This window comes from Streptomyces sp. NPDC005393, assembly GCF_040606675.1.
Taxonomy (GTDB): Bacteria; Actinomycetota; Actinomycetes; order Streptomycetales; family Streptomycetaceae; genus Streptomyces.
In genome coordinates, this window is record NZ_JBEXFG010000009.1 from 29,716 (window position 1) to 45,100 (window position 15,385).

The 15,385-nt window shown below is 71.3% G+C and carries 17 protein-coding genes, 7 tRNA genes and 2 pseudogenes; 17 read left to right on the top strand and 9 right to left on the bottom strand.

From position 1 onward, the window contains the following. Window positions 1-261 precede the first annotated feature (261 nt). Together ABZS71_RS10940 and ABZS71_RS10945 are read left to right on the top strand one after the other, a co-directional pair. Window positions 262-1,167, top strand: a complete 906-nt coding sequence (locus ABZS71_RS10940) for a phosphotransferase (RefSeq protein WP_356208900.1) — start codon at window positions 262-264, stop codon at window positions 1,165-1,167. 65 nt (window positions 1,168-1,232) lie between these two features. Continuing rightward, complete coding sequence (locus ABZS71_RS10945) at window positions 1,233-1,520, top strand: zf-TFIIB domain-containing protein (protein WP_355855111.1); 288 nt, start codon at window positions 1,233-1,235, stop codon at window positions 1,518-1,520. A gap of 70 nt (window positions 1,521-1,590) precedes the next feature. On the opposite strand, the gene ABZS71_RS10950 is transcribed toward ABZS71_RS10945, so the two are convergent. The 5 genes from ABZS71_RS10950 to ABZS71_RS10970 all read right to left on the bottom strand — a co-directional run bounded on the left by ABZS71_RS10950 (window position 1,591) and on the right by ABZS71_RS10970 (window position 2,016). Then, window positions 1,591-1,662 (bottom strand) — tRNA-Val (locus tag ABZS71_RS10950). A gap of 11 nt (window positions 1,663-1,673) precedes the next feature. Next, window positions 1,674-1,745 (bottom strand) — tRNA-Val (locus tag ABZS71_RS10955). A gap of 25 nt (window positions 1,746-1,770) precedes the next feature. Then, window positions 1,771-1,842, bottom strand: a tRNA-Val gene (locus tag ABZS71_RS10960). 1 nt (window position 1,843) lies between these two features. Beyond that, window positions 1,844-1,914, bottom strand: a tRNA-Cys gene (locus tag ABZS71_RS10965). 29 nt (window positions 1,915-1,943) lie between these two features. Beyond that, a tRNA-Gly gene (locus tag ABZS71_RS10970) sits at window positions 1,944-2,016 on the bottom strand. Window positions 2,017-2,176: 160 nt separating this feature from the next. Between ABZS71_RS10970 and ABZS71_RS10975 the strand changes: the two genes are divergently transcribed. The 3 genes from ABZS71_RS10975 to ABZS71_RS10985 all read left to right on the top strand — a co-directional run bounded on the left by ABZS71_RS10975 (window position 2,177) and on the right by ABZS71_RS10985 (window position 4,989). Beyond that, on the top strand, window positions 2,177-3,247 hold the full coding sequence (locus ABZS71_RS10975) for a chorismate-binding protein (protein WP_356208901.1): 1,071 nt from the start codon (window positions 2,177-2,179) through the stop codon (window positions 3,245-3,247). Continuing rightward, on the top strand, window positions 3,244-4,071 hold the full coding sequence (locus ABZS71_RS10980) for an aminodeoxychorismate lyase (RefSeq protein WP_356208902.1): 828 nt from the start codon (window positions 3,244-3,246) through the stop codon (window positions 4,069-4,071). Before ABZS71_RS10975 ends, ABZS71_RS10980 begins: the two co-directional genes overlap by 4 nt. Window positions 4,072-4,146: 75 nt before the next feature. After that, window positions 4,147-4,989: a GNAT family N-acetyltransferase gene (locus ABZS71_RS10985; RefSeq protein ID WP_356208904.1), complete on the top strand. Its 843-nt coding sequence runs from the start codon at window positions 4,147-4,149 to the stop codon at window positions 4,987-4,989. Here ABZS71_RS10985 and ABZS71_RS10990 read toward each other — a convergent pair. Next, entirely contained in the window at window positions 4,974-5,531 is a 558-nt protein-coding gene (locus ABZS71_RS10990) for a DsbA family protein (RefSeq protein WP_356208906.1), read from the bottom strand. The two genes, ABZS71_RS10985 and ABZS71_RS10990, sit on opposite strands and share 16 nt — an antisense overlap. Window positions 5,532-5,704: 173 nt before the next feature. On the opposite strand from ABZS71_RS10990, the gene ABZS71_RS10995 reads away from it, so the two are divergent. Next, window positions 5,705-6,175 (top strand): hypothetical protein, encoded by a 471-nt coding sequence (locus ABZS71_RS10995; protein WP_355855126.1) that lies wholly within the window; start codon window positions 5,705-5,707, stop codon window positions 6,173-6,175. 114 nt (window positions 6,176-6,289) lie between these two features. Continuing rightward, entirely contained in the window at window positions 6,290-6,415 is a 126-nt protein-coding gene (locus ABZS71_RS11000) for a hypothetical protein (RefSeq protein ID WP_355855236.1), read from the top strand. A gap of 2 nt (window positions 6,416-6,417) precedes the next feature. Here ABZS71_RS11000 and ABZS71_RS11005 read toward each other — a convergent pair whose 3' ends face one another. Both ABZS71_RS11005 and ABZS71_RS11010 read right to left on the bottom strand, forming a co-directional pair. Then, complete coding sequence (locus tag ABZS71_RS11005) at window positions 6,418-6,987, bottom strand: CGNR zinc finger domain-containing protein (protein WP_355855129.1); 570 nt, start codon at window positions 6,985-6,987, stop codon at window positions 6,418-6,420. A gap of 253 nt (window positions 6,988-7,240) precedes the next feature. Beyond that, entirely contained in the window at window positions 7,241-7,654 is a 414-nt protein-coding gene (locus ABZS71_RS11010) for an SsgA family sporulation/cell division regulator (RefSeq protein ID WP_003959770.1), read from the bottom strand. A 190-nt stretch (window positions 7,655-7,844) separates the two neighbouring features. Between ABZS71_RS11010 and ABZS71_RS11015 the strand changes: the two genes are divergently transcribed. From ABZS71_RS11015 to ABZS71_RS11045, 7 genes and pseudogenes are all read left to right on the top strand, one after another. Then, window positions 7,845-8,303, top strand: a complete 459-nt coding sequence (locus ABZS71_RS11015) for a TIGR02611 family protein (protein ID WP_356208908.1) — start codon at window positions 7,845-7,847, stop codon at window positions 8,301-8,303. Window positions 8,304-8,386: 83 nt separating this feature from the next. Beyond that, window positions 8,387-8,458: transfer RNA gene (locus ABZS71_RS11020), tRNA-Val, on the top strand. 114 nt (window positions 8,459-8,572) lie between these two features. Beyond that, window positions 8,573-8,968 (top strand): annotated as a pseudogene (locus ABZS71_RS11025) (extracellular solute-binding protein); the annotation flags it as partial. A gap of 130 nt (window positions 8,969-9,098) precedes the next feature. Then, window positions 9,099-9,260 (top strand): annotated as a pseudogene (locus tag ABZS71_RS11030) (hypothetical protein); the annotation flags it as partial. A gap of 45 nt (window positions 9,261-9,305) precedes the next feature. Next, complete coding sequence (locus tag ABZS71_RS11035) at window positions 9,306-9,800, top strand: SRPBCC family protein (protein WP_356208910.1); 495 nt, start codon at window positions 9,306-9,308, stop codon at window positions 9,798-9,800. A gap of 66 nt (window positions 9,801-9,866) precedes the next feature. After that, window positions 9,867-9,938 (top strand) — tRNA-Val (locus ABZS71_RS11040). Between the two features lie 114 nt (window positions 9,939-10,052). Next, window positions 10,053-10,424 (top strand): VOC family protein, encoded by a 372-nt coding sequence (locus ABZS71_RS11045; protein ID WP_356208911.1) that lies wholly within the window; start codon window positions 10,053-10,055, stop codon window positions 10,422-10,424. 65 nt (window positions 10,425-10,489) lie between these two features. Here the strand turns inward: ABZS71_RS11045 and ABZS71_RS11050 are convergent, their stop codons facing one another. Continuing rightward, window positions 10,490-11,215 (bottom strand): 3'-5' exonuclease, encoded by a 726-nt coding sequence (locus ABZS71_RS11050; protein ID WP_356208912.1) that lies wholly within the window; start codon window positions 11,213-11,215, stop codon window positions 10,490-10,492. A gap of 162 nt (window positions 11,216-11,377) precedes the next feature. On the opposite strand from ABZS71_RS11050, the gene ABZS71_RS11055 reads away from it, so the two are divergent. The 3 genes from ABZS71_RS11055 to thrS all read left to right on the top strand — a co-directional run bounded on the left by ABZS71_RS11055 (window position 11,378) and on the right by thrS (window position 15,247). Beyond that, entirely contained in the window at window positions 11,378-11,956 is a 579-nt protein-coding gene (locus tag ABZS71_RS11055; protein WP_355855141.1) for a DUF4365 domain-containing protein, read from the top strand. Then, on the top strand, window positions 11,956-13,152 hold the full coding sequence (locus ABZS71_RS11060) for a hypothetical protein (RefSeq protein WP_356208914.1): 1,197 nt from the start codon (window positions 11,956-11,958) through the stop codon (window positions 13,150-13,152). The genes ABZS71_RS11055 and ABZS71_RS11060 overlap by 1 nt, the downstream gene beginning before the upstream one ends. Window positions 13,153-13,267: 115 nt before the next feature. Further along, window positions 13,268-15,247 (top strand): threonine--tRNA ligase, encoded by a 1,980-nt coding sequence (gene thrS, locus ABZS71_RS11065; protein ID WP_356208915.1) that lies wholly within the window; start codon window positions 13,268-13,270, stop codon window positions 15,245-15,247. Window positions 15,248-15,385: the final 138 nt, after the last annotated feature.

The window sequence follows — 15,385 nt, forward strand, 5'->3', positions numbered from 1 at the left end:
CCCGGCGCTCGGGCTGTCCGGGCACTCAACCCCTCCGGCCGAGCGCGGCGCTCAGGCTGTCCGGGCACTCAACCCCTCCGGCCGAGCGCGGCGCTCGGGCTGTCCGGGCACTCAACCCCTCCGGCCGAGCGCGGCGCTCGGGCTGTCCGGGCACTCAACCCCTCCGGCCGAGCCCGGCACGGCCCCGGTGGGGCCGGGGCCTCACCACCGGGCGTCGTTAGGATCCGGAGGAGGGCATCAGGCCGTACGACTGGGGGAGCCATGGGCAGAACGCCGGCGCTGCTGGCAGACACCGTGCGGCAGCGGGCCGGCGAGTCCGAGGGGGAGGCGACCGTGTTGGCGGATCGGCCCGATGGGACCGTCGTCCGCTGTGGAGGACTCGTCGCCAAGGCCCACGCGCCCGACGCGGATCCGGCCGCGCTGGCGGTCCGCGTCGAGGTCGCCGCGCACCCCCGCTGCGCGGGGATTCTGCTGCCGCCGGTCGGCAGGGTGGGGGCGCTGCCCAACGGGCGGCGGGTGACGTTGTGGCCGTACGGGGAGCCCGTGTCACCGGAGGAGCCGGAGGCCGCGCCGTGGGAGGAGGCGGGGGCGCTGCTCGCGCGGTTGCATGCCGTGCCGGTGGGCGGACTGCCCGGTCCGCTTCCGGCGATGCGCGGGCCCGCCAAGGCCGCCCGCGCCATCGCCCGGCTGCGGGCGGCGGAGGGCCTCAACGAGGCCGCCGCACAGGCCGTGTTGCGGGCGTGGGGCGGGCTGCCCGGGTGGGCCCGGGGCGAGGCGCGGACCGGAGGCGGCGCGCTCTGCCACGGCGATCTGCACCTCGGCCAGCTCGTCCGGCACGGCGACTGGCTGCTGATCGATGTCGACGACCTCGGCCTCGGCGACCCGGCGTGGGATCTCGCGCGCCCCGCCGCCTGGTATGCCGCCGGGCTGCTCGCCCCGGAGGACTGGGAACGGTTCCTCGGGGCGTACCGGACCGCGGGTGGTTCCGCCGCGGGGCACCACGATCCGTGGCCGCGCCTGGACGTCCCCGCGCGCGCCCTGACCGTACAGACCGCCGCGCTCGCCCTCGCCAAGGCGGCAGCGGCACGGCGGGCGTTGGACGAGGCGGAGGAGGCCATGGTGGAGGCTTGTGTCCGCATCGCCCGGTTCACGGAGGCCGTAGGGTGAACTCGACGCGGCCGGACGGATGTTCCGGCGGCGCTTTGTCCGGAGCTTGAGGAGTTGAGCGGACCATGCAGTGTCCCAAGTGCCATGCGCCGATGCACACGTACAACCGCAATGGCGTCCAGATAGAGCAGTGCAGCGGCTGCCGGGGGATCTTCCTGGACTACGGGGAGCTGGAGGCGCTGACCCGCCTCGAATCGCAGTGGACCCAGCAGATGCCGCCGGCCCCGCCGACCCCCGGGGCCCCGCAGGCCTACCCGGCCGCGCCCGCGTGGGGCGCGCCGCACCACGGCCACCACGGCGGGCATCACGGTCACCACAAGCGTGGCTTCGGCCACATGCTCTTCTCTTCGTGACCTCATACGACAGATGACCGCATACGGCAGAGGGCCGGAGCTTCTCGCTCCGGCCCTCTGCCGATCGGTGTGGACGATACTGGGATTGAACCAGTGACCTCTTCCGTGTCAGGGAAGCGCTCTCCCGCTGAGCTAATCGTCCTCGGGACTGCGTGCGCGATACTGGGATTGAACCAGTGACCTCTTCCGTGTCAGGGAAGCGCTCTCCCGCTGAGCTAATCGCGCGGGTGTGGGTCCGCGAGGACCCGAGTGGACGATACTGGGATTGAACCAGTGACCTCTTCCGTGTCAGGGAAGCGCTCTCCCGCTGAGCTAATCGTCCGAGGTGGAGACGGGATTTGAACCCGTGTAGACGGCTTTGCAGGCCGTTGCCTCGCCTCTCGGCCACTCCACCAGACGTGGGGGCTGAAAACCCCCACTCCGAGCGGACGACGAGATTCGAACTCGCGACCCTCACCTTGGCAAGGTGATGCTCTACCAACTGAGCCACGTCCGCAGGTGCCGTTTGCCCGGGGCGCTTCCGCGTCCCGGCGACGTGATGAACTCTAGCGGATTCCCCGGCCAGCTCAAATTCCGTTTCCGCAGCGTGCTGCCCTGCTCCGGGGCCGCACTCCCTCCCGACGCCCCGCTGACCAGGGCGCCATAGACTCGCAACCGTGCACGACCTGCCCCCTCTCGCCCGCTTCGGCGGCCTTCTTGCCATCGATCTGCGCGATGTGACCAGCGACCCCTCGGCCCTGGACGCCAAGGGTTTCTGGGCCGTTGTCGCGGACTTCGAGGGGCGGCTGCTCTGTGCCCGCTTCGGTGACGTACGGAACGTGCCGCCGCAGGCCCCCGCGCCCGGCGCCTGGCGCGGTCCGGCGGCCGCCGACTGGACCTCGTCGCTGGACCGGGCCGCCTACACCGCGGGTGTCCGGCGTATCCGGCGCCATATAGCGGCCGGCGAGGTCTACCAGGCGAATCTGTGCCGGGTGCTGACCGCGCCGCTGCCGGATCCGGCAGCGGCCGACGTGGACGCGCTGAGCGCGGTGCTGGCCCTTGGCAACCCCGCCCCGTACGCGGGCACCGTACGGCTGCCCGCCCACGGGGTGGAGGTCGCCACGGCCTCGCCCGAACTCTTCCTGCGGCGCACCGGGCGCACGGTCGAATCCGGCCCGATCAAGGGCACCGGCCGCAGCCCGGAGGATCTGCTGGAGAAGGACCACGCCGAGAACGTGATGATCGTGGACCTGGTCCGCAACGACCTGGGGCGGGTCTGTGCCACCGGCTCGGTGACCGTCCCGGCACTCTGCGCGATCGAATCGCACCCCGGCCTGGTCCACCTCGTCTCCACGGTGCGCGGCGAGCTCGCCCCGGGGGCCGGCTGGCCGGAACTGTTCGCCGCGGCCTTTCCGCCCGGGTCGGTCACCGGCGCCCCCAAGTCCAGCGCGCTGCGCATCATCGGGGAGCTGGAGACCGCGCCGCGCGGCCCGTACTGCGGCGGCATCGGCTGGGTGGACGCCGACCGCGGCGTCGGTGGGCTGGCGGTCGGGATACGCACCTTCTGGATCGACCGCGCCCCGGCCGGCCACGGCAGCGGCGGCGCCGTACTGCGCTTCGGCACCGGGGCCGGGATCACCTGGGGCTCGGATCCCGAGCGCGAATGGGACGAAACGGAACTCAAGGCCGCCCGGCTGCTCGCGGTAGCGTCGGGTGTACAGCAGCCGACGGGAAGGGCAGCGCGATGAAACCGACCATCTGGCTCGACGGATCTCTGTGCGAGGCGGACAGCGCCCAGGTGTCCGTGTTCGACCATGGGCTGACGGTCGGCGACGGCGTCTTCGAGACCGTCAAGGCGACCGAAGGGCAGGCCTTCGCCCTCACCCGCCATCTGCGGCGGCTGGCCCGCTCCGCCCACGGTCTCGGCCTGCCCGAACCGGACCTGGACGAGGTGCGGCGGGCCTGCGAGGAGGTGATGAAGGCCAACCCCATGCCGCTCGGGCGGCTGCGGATCACCTACACCGGAGGGCTCTCACCACTCGGCTCCGACCGCGGCACGGCGGGCCCGACGCTCGTGGTCGCCCTGGTCGAGACGGCGCGCAGGCCGGACACCACGGCCGTGGTCACCGTGCCTTGGACCCGTAACGAGCGCGGGGCGCTCACCGGCCTGAAGACCACCTCGTACGGCGAGAACGTGGTCGCGCTCGCCCGGGCCAGGGAGCACGACGCGAGCGAGGCGCTGTTCGCGAACACGGTCGGCCGGCTCTGCGAGGGCACCGGCTCCAACGTCTTCGTGGTCCTCGACGGCGAGCTGCACACCCCGCCGCTCACCTCCGGCTGCCTCGCGGGCATCACCCGCGCCCTGGTCCTGGAGTGGGTGGGCGCCAAGGAGACCGATCTGCCACTGGCCGCGCTGGAGCGGGCCGAGGAGGTCTTCCTGACCTCCACGACCCGCGATGTGCAGGCCGTACGCCGGGTGGACGCCCACGCCCTGCCCGGCGCGCCCGGCCCGGTCACCGCCAAGGCCATGCGGATCTTCACCGAGCGGGCGGCCGCCGACATCGACCCGTGACCGGCCGGTCGCACCGGGTCGAGGAGCCGCCGAAAAGCTGGTGACGATCGCCCGCCGGCCCGGTAGAACACCATCGTGACCACTACCCTGCGGCCCACTGAGCCCGAACGACACACCGACGACGGCGGGCGTGCACGCTCGTACGAGGTCTGCGTCAACAGCCGCCCCGTCGGCTCCGTCCGCCTCACCACCGACGCCCGGCTCGGGCCGGCGGCCGGGCGCATCGAAGAACTCCGGATAGACGAGCCCGACCGGCACCGCGGCCGCGGCACGGTCGCCGCACTCGCCGCCGAGGAGGTGCTGCGCGGCTGGGGCTGCAACCAGCTGCTCGCGCGCGTCCCCGCCCAGGCCGGGAGCGCCCTCGGACTCGCGGGCGCGCTCGGCTACCGGGAGCGCGGCCGCAATATGGTCAAGCCGCTGGCGGAGCCGCCCGCGCTGCCCGAGGGCAGCGCGATACGGCCCATGGCGGAGGCGGGCTATCCGGCCTGGTACGCCCATCAGCGGGCCGGCTACATCAGCGACCTGCTGGAGCGCGGGGTCACCCGGCAGCAGGCCGATGCCAAGGCCGACACCGACTACCGGACGCTGCTGCCGCACGGTCCCGCGACCCAGGGCACCCTGCTGCGCGTCCTCGCCCACGACGGTACGGACGTGGGCACCCTCTGGGTCGCGCTGCGCACGGACCAGCCCGACGCCGCGCGCATGGGGGAGGCGTACGTCTTCTCCGTCGAGGTCGCCGAGGAGCACCGCGGACACGGGCACGGCCGCACCCTGATGCTGGCCGCAGAGCGCGACAGCCTGGCGGCCGGGGCGCGCACGCTGGGGCTGCATGTCTTCGGCGGGAACACCCCGGCGCTGCGGCTGTACGAGTCGCTGGGCTACGAGGTGGTCGAGTACCAGCTCTACAAGCCGCTGTAGGGGGTGTCCCGGGGCCCCGGGAGGTGCTGGGGGCGCTCAGCGAGAAGGCGGTCGGCGATCTCCTCGATGCGCTCCCGCAGCCCCTCCTGGCTCTTGCCGCCGTCGAGCCGCTCCCCGCCGATCACATACGTCGGGGTGCCGGTCACCCCGATCGCCTTGCCCTCGGCCTGGTCCGCGTCCACGATCAGCATGTGGCGCCCGTCGATCAGCGCGGTGTCCATCTCCTCCGCGTCCAGGCCCAGTTCGCGGGCCACCTCGACGAGCAGCAGCTCGCCGCTCGCGCCGAGCTCCTCGGTGCGCTCCAGCACGGCCTCGACGTACGGCCAGCCCTGACCCTGCTCGACGGCCTCCTCGGCCGCCTGCGCCGCCGCGTGGGCGTGCCGGTGCCGCTCCAGCGGGAAGTGCCGCAGCCGGATCTCCAGGGCGTCTCCGAAGCGGGCACGCAGCGCGCGCAGGTCCGCCAGCGCGGTGCGGCAGTCGGGGCACTGCAGTTCGCACCACACATCGAGGACGGGGCGTGGGGAGGGGGCGGTGTCGCTCATGGGACCAGTCTTCCAGCCGGCGGACGCTTCTTCGAACGCGGCCGGGGCTCGGCCCTCGGCCCCCGGGAGGGGCCTTCCCCGGAGATGTCCCTGATCCTGGGCTCCGACCGTGGCCCGTGCCGCCTCATGAGGTGCAGGATGGAGTGACCGGCACCCATCGCCAGGAGGACCCGATGCTGACTGACACTGTCTGCGCCGCGGTGTCCGCGGCCGGTCTGGGCATCGCCTGTCTGACCGCGTACCGCAAGCGTTTCCTGGCCGCGACCAGGATCGCCGCCTTCGCGCTGATCCCGGTGGGCCTGGCGATGACCGGCATCCTGGACTGGGTGGCCGATCTGGTCTTCAAGCCGAGCGTATGGCTGGGCTTCGGCGTCCTCGGGCTCTCCTGGGTGCTCTTCGCGGTGAGCCGGGCGGTGGAGCGCCGCGCCGGCGGCACCCGCAAGGAGCGGCGTGCGGCGGCAGCGGCCGAGCGGGGCGGGGCGCTCGCGCCCGCCGCCTCGGAGCCCGCCCTCGGGCCGGGGAGCGGCGCCGCGGGGTCCAAGCCGTCGAAGGCGCCGAAGGCGTCGAAACCGAAGGCCGGAACGAGTTCGGGCACAGAAGACTTCTCAGACATCGAAGCCATTCTCAAAAAGTACGGAATCTGACGAACTACCGGTCAAAAATGGCTCACTGCTCGCAGCCGGGGTTCGCCCTGCGTCATGATCTCCCGCGAGATGCTGCAATCACCCGGGGAGCAGTCCCCTATCGAAAGTCCCCCTGTGCCCCCGAGCGAGGAACCGCGTGGCTGTCTCTTCGCTCTCTCCCAGCCGCCGCTGATGCTCTTCCTGGCGGTCATATTCACCCTGCTCTTCGGCACCGCCCTGCATGACCTCCACCGGTGGTGAGGTCAGGTCGTGGCCTCACGGCGCCGAGCGCGGTAGGCGGCGACATGCAGCCGATTGCCACAGGTGCGGCTGTCGCAGTAGCGCCGGGAGCGATTGCGGGACAGATCCACGAAGGCATACCCGCAGTCCGGGGCCTCACAGCGGCGCAGCCGCTCCCGCTCGCCCGCGACCACCAGGAACGCGAGCGCCATGCCGCCGTCGGCGGCGAGGTGGTCGGCGAGCGACGCGCCCGGCGCGAAGTAGTGCACATGCCAGTCGTAGCCGTCGTGGTCGGTGAGGCGGGGCGTGGTGCCGGCCGCGGCGATCATGGCGTTGAGCAGCTCGGCGGTTGGCCGGGTGGCGATCTCGCTCCCCGCGGCGGCGAAGACCTCGGCGAACCTGGTCCGTACGGCCTGTACGGCGGTCAGGTCCCGCTCACTCAGCGTGCCGATATCACTGATGGCGTTGCGCTCGACGAATCGGCGCAGCGCCGCGACATCGGCGAGGTCGTCCCGGTCCCCGCCCTCCGGCGCGGTGTTCACCAGATCGACGACCACGTCGAGCGCGCACCGGGTGTCGTGGTTGATCAACACGATTGGCTCCCTGGCCGGCTGGGTCGGCGGCTGCTCTTCGACTGCCCCTCGATCTGCCCGACTCTAGCCGCGTACGGCGCCGGGCGTGACACAACGGTGCCGCCGCCGCGGACGGTTCCGCGGCGACGGTACCGTCGCCTGCCTCTGCCTTTGTCGGGATGCCATGGTCGGGATGGTCTCTACCGGAATGTCGCGTCCCGGCTCGCGCCGTCTCCCCGAGTCGGACGGCCGCGCGCTCAGCTCTCGCCGGGTCTCAGCTCTCCGCCAGGATGTGGGAGAGCTCTGTGTCGAGGTCGAAATGGCGGTGTTCGGTGCCGGGTGGCACAGCGGCGTCGGTCCGCTTCAGGAACGACTCCAGGGCCCGCGCCGGGGCCTCGAGCAGGGCCTCTCCCTCCGGGGAGCTCAGGGCGATGCAGACGACGCCCTGGCCGTGGCTGCGGGACGGCCACACCCGGACGTCGCCGGTGCCGGTGGGCCGGTGCAGGCCCTCGGCGAGAAGGTCGCGGGCGAACACCCATTCGACCGTCTCTTCGGCTCCGGTGTGGAAGGTGGCGTGCACGGCGTAAGGGTCGGCCGTGTCATACCGCAGGCCCGCGGGTACAGGCAGTGAGGATTCGCTCGACACAACGAGGCGCAGGTGCAGCTCGCAGCTGACCGTGGTGTTCATAAGCGCCAGGGCCTTTCGCTCAGTGTGCGCTCGGGGATTCGCACGTCGGCGAAATCGACATGCCACCTACGGTGCCGTTGTAAACCCCTCTGACCGTTTTGTGGGTGTTCCGGTAGCTCGTGCGGCCCAGCTGTCATGCGGCCTCTACCGCCATTCCGGTGACTTCAAACGATCAGGTAAGTTGGATCACATGGATGCGGAGAGTGACGAGCGGCGGGAGCGCGCCACATCGGCGTCGGCTCAGGCCGCGACGGGGGACGATGCGCCGAAGAAGGAGCCGGTCTTCGGCTCCCGGGCGCCGGGGTTCATCCGGCGGTCGCGCGCACTGCACGTGAGCTGGCAGGTCGGCGTGTTCATCGTGGGCCTCGCGATCGTGGGCGTGGGCATTATCATGCTGCCCCTGCCCGGTCCGGGGTGGCTGGTGATCTTCGCCGGTATGGCGATCTGGGCGACCGAGTTCGTCTGGGCGCAGATGGTGCTGCTGTGGACCAAGCGCAAGGTCACCGAGGCCGCGAAGCGCGCCCTCGATCCGAAGGTGCGCAGGCGGAATCTCATCCTGACCTCGGTCGCGTTGGTGATCTGCGCCGCGGCGATCTCGGTGTACGTGTGGAAGTTCGGCGCCATGATGCCGTGGAAGATCGAGGAGTGACCGGTCGCCGGTCGCGGGACCGGTCATGAGCCGGGACCGGTCATGGGCACGGTCCGGCATGCGCTAATGTTGGGCCTGCGCCGGGGCGATTAGCTCAGTGGGAGAGCGCTTCGTTCACACCGAAGAGGTCACTGGTTCGAACCCAGTATCGCCCACCCCGCATCAAGGGCCCGGAGGTTTCACGCCTCCGGGCCCTTCGCGTTGTCGCACGTCCCGAGGGTGTTCCGCGCCCCGGCTCCCGCCATATTGCCTAAAACGTTTCAAGCCTCGTGGGGGGCAGTCGGACGAACCTGTCCGGCCGCGGCGGCGGCAGCGACGGTTCGGCCGACGGGAAGGTGGCCATCCGCTATTCCTGGTGGGGCGCCAAGGGTCACGCCCAGCTGATTCAGGAGGCGGTCCAGCTCTTCGAGAAGGAGCACCCGGACATCACGGTGAAATACGGGCTTCACCGAATACGGGGACTTCTGGAGCACGTTCAATACCCAGGCCGCGGGTGGCAATGTCCCCGATGGCTTCCGGGCGGGTCTGGAGAAGGCCGGCGATATTGACGGCAATCTCTACGGGGTGCCGGTCGGCGCCAATGCCTTCGCCTTCTTCTGCGACCCCCGGCGGCGTTCAAGAAGGCGGGCGTGACCGTCAAGCACGGCTGGACCCGGGACGACTTCTGCCGCCCACCGACCGATCACCGACAACCGCCGGCGGCTCAGCGAAGGGCTCGCGGACGTCCCGATCTCGACCCTTCTTCTCCAACTCGCTGTCCTTGGCGGTCGGTTCGGCGATCGGGGTGCCGTTCTCCTGCTCGCCACCGGCGATGGCCACCCCGGCGCCACGACGAGTTGGAAGACGGTCGAGCTCGCGGGTCCGGAGGCGCTGGAGACCGGCGAGGAGGCGGCCTGGGTGAGCACCAACTCCCCCGCGCGGTACGGTCTCGCCGCGATCCAGAACCTCGCGCTGCCCGGCGACAAGCTGTCCGGACAGCGGCGGCTGCCGCAGACTGGCCTCATGGACTGGTGCCTCTACCGCTTCCGGAGCCGCTGGGACCTCGACGCTCCTCCCGCCGCCGTCTACGCGGCGCTGGCGGACGGCGACGCCTACCCGCGGTGGTGGCCCCAGGTCCGTGAGGTGCGGCGGCTCGACGACCGCAGCGGCGCCGCCCGCTTCCGTTCCCTCGTCCCGTACGACCTGCATGTGACCGTCGGCCAGGCGCGCCAGGAGCCGGCGGACGGAGTGCTGGAGGCCACCGTCTCCGGCGATCTGGAGGGATGGGTGCGCTGGACGGTGACGGCGCGCGGCACCGGCACCCGCGCCCTCTTCGAACAGGAGGTCGTGGTCCGCAAGCCCCTGCTGCGCCGTCTCGCGCTCCCCGGCCGCCCGGTCTTCCTTGCCAACCACGCCCTGATGATGCGCGCGGGGCGGCGGGGGCTGCGGGCGCACCTGGCCGCGCCGCCGCCCGGCTCGGCCGGGCCGGGCGGACCGTCCGGCGGGAATGCGGTTTGAACCAAACCTGTCGCGACCTGTATTGTTCAGGTCGTTCCGCCGGGGGAGACCCCGACCGGACAACCCGGGCGATTAGCTCAGTGGGAGAGCGCTTCGTTCACACCGAAGAGGTCACTGGTTCGAACCCAGTATCGCCCACCTCATGAGGCCGGGCCGCCAGCTGGCGGCCCGGCCTTCGCGTTGTGCGCTTGTATGACCCGTGCCGGGGTATCCGCATAAGACTTTCCGTGGGTGATGACTGGAGGGGAACTCATGGCCGTCGCGACCACCGCCGTCCTGTCCCTGGACTGCGCCGAACCCGAAGAACTCGCCGAGTTCTACGCCGAGGTGCTCGGCGCCGAGATCCAGGAGGTGACCAGCCTCGACCGGATCGACATCGCCGCGCCCGGCGGGGCCCGCATGTCCTTCCTCCGGGACCACGGCTACGCTCCGCCGAGCTGGCCGCGGCCCGACGACTCCCAGCAGGCACATCTGGAACTGCTGGTGGACGACATCGACGCCGCCGAGCGCAAGGTCGTGGACCTGGGCGCGCGGCCGCTGGACACCAAGAACAACGGAGGCCCGCGCGATATCCGCCTCTACTCCGACCCGGCCGGGCATCCGTTCCGGCTCCGCCTCGTCTGAGGGGCGGGACGGGCGCGGGGGCGTGGCCCCTCAGCGCCCGTGGGCGGGGCCCCTGGGGACGCTCGCTAGGCGGCGGCCGGCAGGTCCGGCCGCAGCGGCCAGGCCGGATCGCAGACCTCATCCGATCCATTGAGCACGAACCACGCATGCAGACCGCGGGCCTGCGCCGCGTACCAGACCGTCTGGCGGGCGTGCAGCTCGGTGGGCGTCAGCGTCTCCAGCCGCGAGGCGAACCGGCTGCCCACCGCCCGTACGACATCCAGGGCGGCCGTGGCGTCCGCCGCCGCGTCATGCGCGCCCGTCAGCTCCACCCCGTAGTGCTCGCACAGATCGGTGAGCGTACGGCGCCCCTTGCGATAGCGGTCCAGATGCTTGTCCAGCACCCGGGGATCGAGCACAAACAGCGAGCGCAGCGACAGATAGCCCGCCAGGCTCGAATTGCGATGCCGCTTCAACTCGCGGTCCAGCAGCGTCAGATCGAACGGCGCGTTCATCACCACCAGCGGGGTGCCGCGCGCGGTCTGCTCCGCTATCGCCCGTGCCACCTCCTCCATCACCGGTGCGGGCCACCTGCCGTGGCGCTGCAGATGAGCGTCCGTCAGGCCATGGATCTCGGTGGCGGCCGGCGGCACCGGCACGCCCGGACTCACCAGCCAGCGCCGGATCTCCGGCAGACTGCCGGCCCCGCGCTGCACCACCAGGGCGGCCGACACGATCCGGTCGTGCTCGACATCGACGCCCGTGGTCTCCGTGTCGAACGCGGCGAGCGGCCCCTCGAACCAGGACGGCATGGCCTCAACTCCTCGTGCATGGCTCAGCGATGACACCTTCAACCCGCCCCGACCAGGTGATACCCGGAGGGAGATGGCCGAACCGCCGCTGTTTGCCGGGGTCCTGACGCGGAGACAACACAGATGTACAAAGACCGGCAACGACCGGAAGGCGTCACGGACATGGCGCTCGCGCAGCCCGATCCGGCCCCGGCGGCGAGCGGTCTGCTGCCCGAGCGGATCGTCCCCTTGCGTGGCCATATCGCCACCACCGCCTGTATGGAGACCCTTCAGGTGGGCTATCTGCACGCGGTCGCGGCGGCCGCGGGCTGCTCGCTTGCCCAGCCCTTCCCGGACCATGGCATCGACTGGCATGTCAGCCACAGCTCACGCGGCCACACCGTGGACGACGAGGTGACGATCAAGGTGCAGCTCAAGGCCACGTACCAGCTCGCGCCGCATCCGCGCGGCCCGACCTTCGCCTTCACGCTCGACAACGACCACCTGGTCAAGCTCGCCCGCAGCCCGGTCTCCGTGCACAAGATCCTCGTCGTGATGATCGTGCCGCGCAGCCAGGACGACTGGCTGCGGGCCGGTCACGACCGCCTCGCACTGCGGCACTGCTGCTACTGGATCAACCTGGCGGGCCACCCGGTCAGGGGCAGCCGCCGGACCACCGTGCGGATTCCGACCTCGCGCGTCTTCGACGACCGCGCCCTCTGCGAGATCATGACCCGGGTCGGGGCGGGAGGGAGACCGTGATGGACCGGTACCGGCAGGGGGACGAGCCCACGCCCCCACCCGCCCCGCACCCCGACGAGGTCGATCCGGCCGTCCTCGGCGCCCTGCTCGCCCGGCACGGCTGGCGCCGCCGCGGCGGCGCCCCGGGGCGGTACGCCCGCTGGACCCCGCCGGGCCGGCTCGCGGGCGGCACCAGCCTGCTCGTCCCCGGGAGCCGGGACTTCCCCGACAGCGGCGATCTGCTCGCCGAAGCGCTGATGGCCCTCACCCACAGCGCCGCCCCGTCCGCCCGCGAGGTGCTCACCGGCCTCGCCGTGCCCAGCGATGAGATCCGCTGGTGGCGCGATGTGCCCGAGTCCCGTGGCGGCACCGCCGCCTGGACCGCGCAGGAGCGGCTGCGCACCGCCGCCCGCGACACCCTGCTGGCCGGCGCCCTCGCCTCCCAGGCCCGCGCCGGGTATCACGGGGCGCGGCACCGCCGCGCTGCCGAGGCATCGCTGGAGCGGGTGCTGACCGGGCCCTCCGGCGCGGCCTCCGGCGGCCGCGAGCTGACCGTCTTCGTGCCCGTCGAGGACGGCCGCGCCACCACGGCCACCCTGCTGCGCGCCCTGTACGCGCTCCGTGACGCCGTCGACTACCAGCGGGCCACGGGCGGAATGGAGGTGTTCGACGCCGCGGTCGAGGCGGGGGTGTGCCGGGAGCTGACCGAGGCCGTCGTCGCGCTCGTCCAGGGCACGGAGGGGGCGCGGGTGGCGCTGGAGTGGTCGCCCGCCGCGGGCGCGCCACCGGGGTTCGCGGCCCGGCCCGAGCCGGTGGAGTTCTCGCCCGGCGATCTCCCGGGGCTCAGGGAGGCCGGGGCCCGCTATGTACGGGACGAGCCGTCCGTGCCCGTAAGGATCACGGGCGCGGTGGTGCGGCTGCGCCGGACCACCCCGGGCGGCCCCGGGACCGTGCGGCTGCGGGTGCTGGCCGGGGCGGATGTGCCGCAGGTGCGGATCTTGCTGGCCGAGGAGGACTACCGCATCGCCGGCCACGCCCATCTGGTCGGGCTGCCGATCCGGGTGAGCGGGCGGCTGGAGAGCCGGGGCGGCTTCCGGCGGCTTGGCGAGCCCACGGGCGTCACCCCGGTCCAGGTCGACGAGGCCGAGCGGGACCGGCTGCTCAAATCGCTCCAGGAGAACCTGGACTTCTTCGAGGAGGCGTGCGGCGGCCCCTGACCGCTGGGGCGATCACCGCGCATTAAACCGTTTCGCGGTCGGAGCCGTCGGCTCGGTACGATTCACGCTGCGCGGCATTAGCCGCGGTGAGCCATCCATCAGTCAGGAGAGACCGGTGTCAGACGTCCGTGTGATCATCCAACGCGATTCCGAGCGGGAAGAACGCGTGGTGGCCACGGGCACTACGGCCGCGGATCTCTTCGCCGGCGACCGCTCGATCGTCGCCGCGCGCGTGGGCGGGCAGCTCAAGGACCTGGCGTACGCACCGGCCGACGGCGAGGAGATCGAGCCGGTCGAGATCACCAGCCAGGACGGCCTGGACATCCTGCGCCACTCCACCGCGCATGTCATGGCGCAGGCCGTGCAGGAGCTGTTCCCGGAGGCGAAGCTCGGCATCGGCCCGCCGATCAAGGACGGCTTCTACTACGACTTCGACGTCGAGACCCCCTTCCACCCGGACGATCTCAAGCGCATCGAGAAGAAGATGCAGGAGATCGTCAAGAGGGGCCAAAGGTTCTCTCGCCGCCCGGTGACCGACGAGGACGCGCGCGAAGAGCTGGCGGCCGAGCCGTACAAGCTGGAGCTGATCGAACTCAAGGGATCGGCCGCGGACGCCGCCGAGGGCGCGTCCGCCGAGGTCGGCGCGGGCGAGCTGACCATCTACGACAACCTCGACGCGAAGACCGGCGAGCTGTGCTGGAGCGACCTGTGCCGTGGGCCGCACCTGCCGACCACCCGGAACATCCCGGCCTTCAAGCTGATGCGCAGCGCCGCCGCGTACTGGCGCGGCAGCGAGCGCAACCCGCAGCTCCAGCGGATCTACGGCACCGCCTGGCCGACCAAGGACGAGCTGAAGGCGTACCTGGAGTTCCTCGCCGAGGCCGAGAAGCGCGACCACCGCAAGCTCGGCGCGGAGCTGGATCTGTTCTCCTTCCCGGACGAGCTGGGCTCGGGCCTCGCGGTGTTCCACCCCCGGGGTGGCGTGATCCGCAATGAGATGGAGCAGTACTCGCGGAAGCGGCACGAGGAGTCGGGGTACGAGTTCGTCAACACCCCGCACATCACCAAGGCGCGCCTTTTCGAGACCTCGGGCCATCTGCCGCACTACATGGACGGCATGTTCCCGCCCATGGAGTTCGAGGGCCAGGACTACTACCTCAAGGCCATGAACTGCCCGATGCACAACCTGGTCTTCCGGGCGCGCGGGCGGTCGTACCGCGAGTTGCCCTTGAGGTTGTTCGAGTTCGGCACGGTCTACCGCTATGAGAAGTCCGGCGTTGTCCACGGCCTGACCCGGGCCCGGGGCTTCACCCAGGACGACTCGCACATCTACTGCACCAAGGAGCAGATGCCGGAGGAGCTCGACAATCTGCTGACCTTCGTGCTCGACCTGCTCCGCGACTACGGCCTGAGCGACTTCTACCTGGAGCTGTCCACCCGGGACGACAGCGGCAAGTTCATCGGCGAGCCCGAGCAGTGGGAGGAAGCCACCGAGGAGCTGCGCAAGGCCGCCGAGAAGCAGGGCCTTGAGCTGGTCATGGACCCGGGCGGTGCGGCCTTCTACGGCCCGAAGATCTCCGTCCAGGCGCGGGACGCCATCGGCCGTACCTGGCAGATGTCGACCATCCAGGTCGACTTCAACCAGCCGGCCAGGTTCGATCTGGAGTACACCGCGTCGGACGGCTCCCGGCAGCAGCCCGTCATGATCCACCGGGCGCTCTTCGGGTCGATCGAGCGCTTCTTCGCGGTCCTGCTGGAGCACTACGCGGGCGCCTTCCCGGTGTGGCTCGCCCCGGTCCAGGCGGTCGGCATCCCGATCGGCGACGGCCATGTGCCGTACCTGGAGGAGTTCGCCGCCCAGGCCAAGGCGAAGGGCCTGCGGATGGAGGTGGACTCGTCCTCGGACCGCATGCAGAAGAAGATCCGCAACGCTCAGCGCAGCAAGATCCCGTTCATGGTCATCGCCGGTGACGAGGACATCGCGAACGACGCCGTGAGCTTCCGCTACCGCGATGGCTCGCAGAAGAACCGCATCCCCCGTGACGAGGCCATCGCCGAAATCGTTGACGCTGTAGAGCGCCGGATCCAGGTGTGATGTGGTCCCCGCGCAGGCGGGGGTGATCCGATGCGGAAGGCGCAGAAGGCCAAGGTGCCGTTGGCCCCGCACACGCGGGGTCACCCGAGGGGTGGTCCACACAGGGCCGCCCCTCACCGCATCCTCACCCTCCGTGGG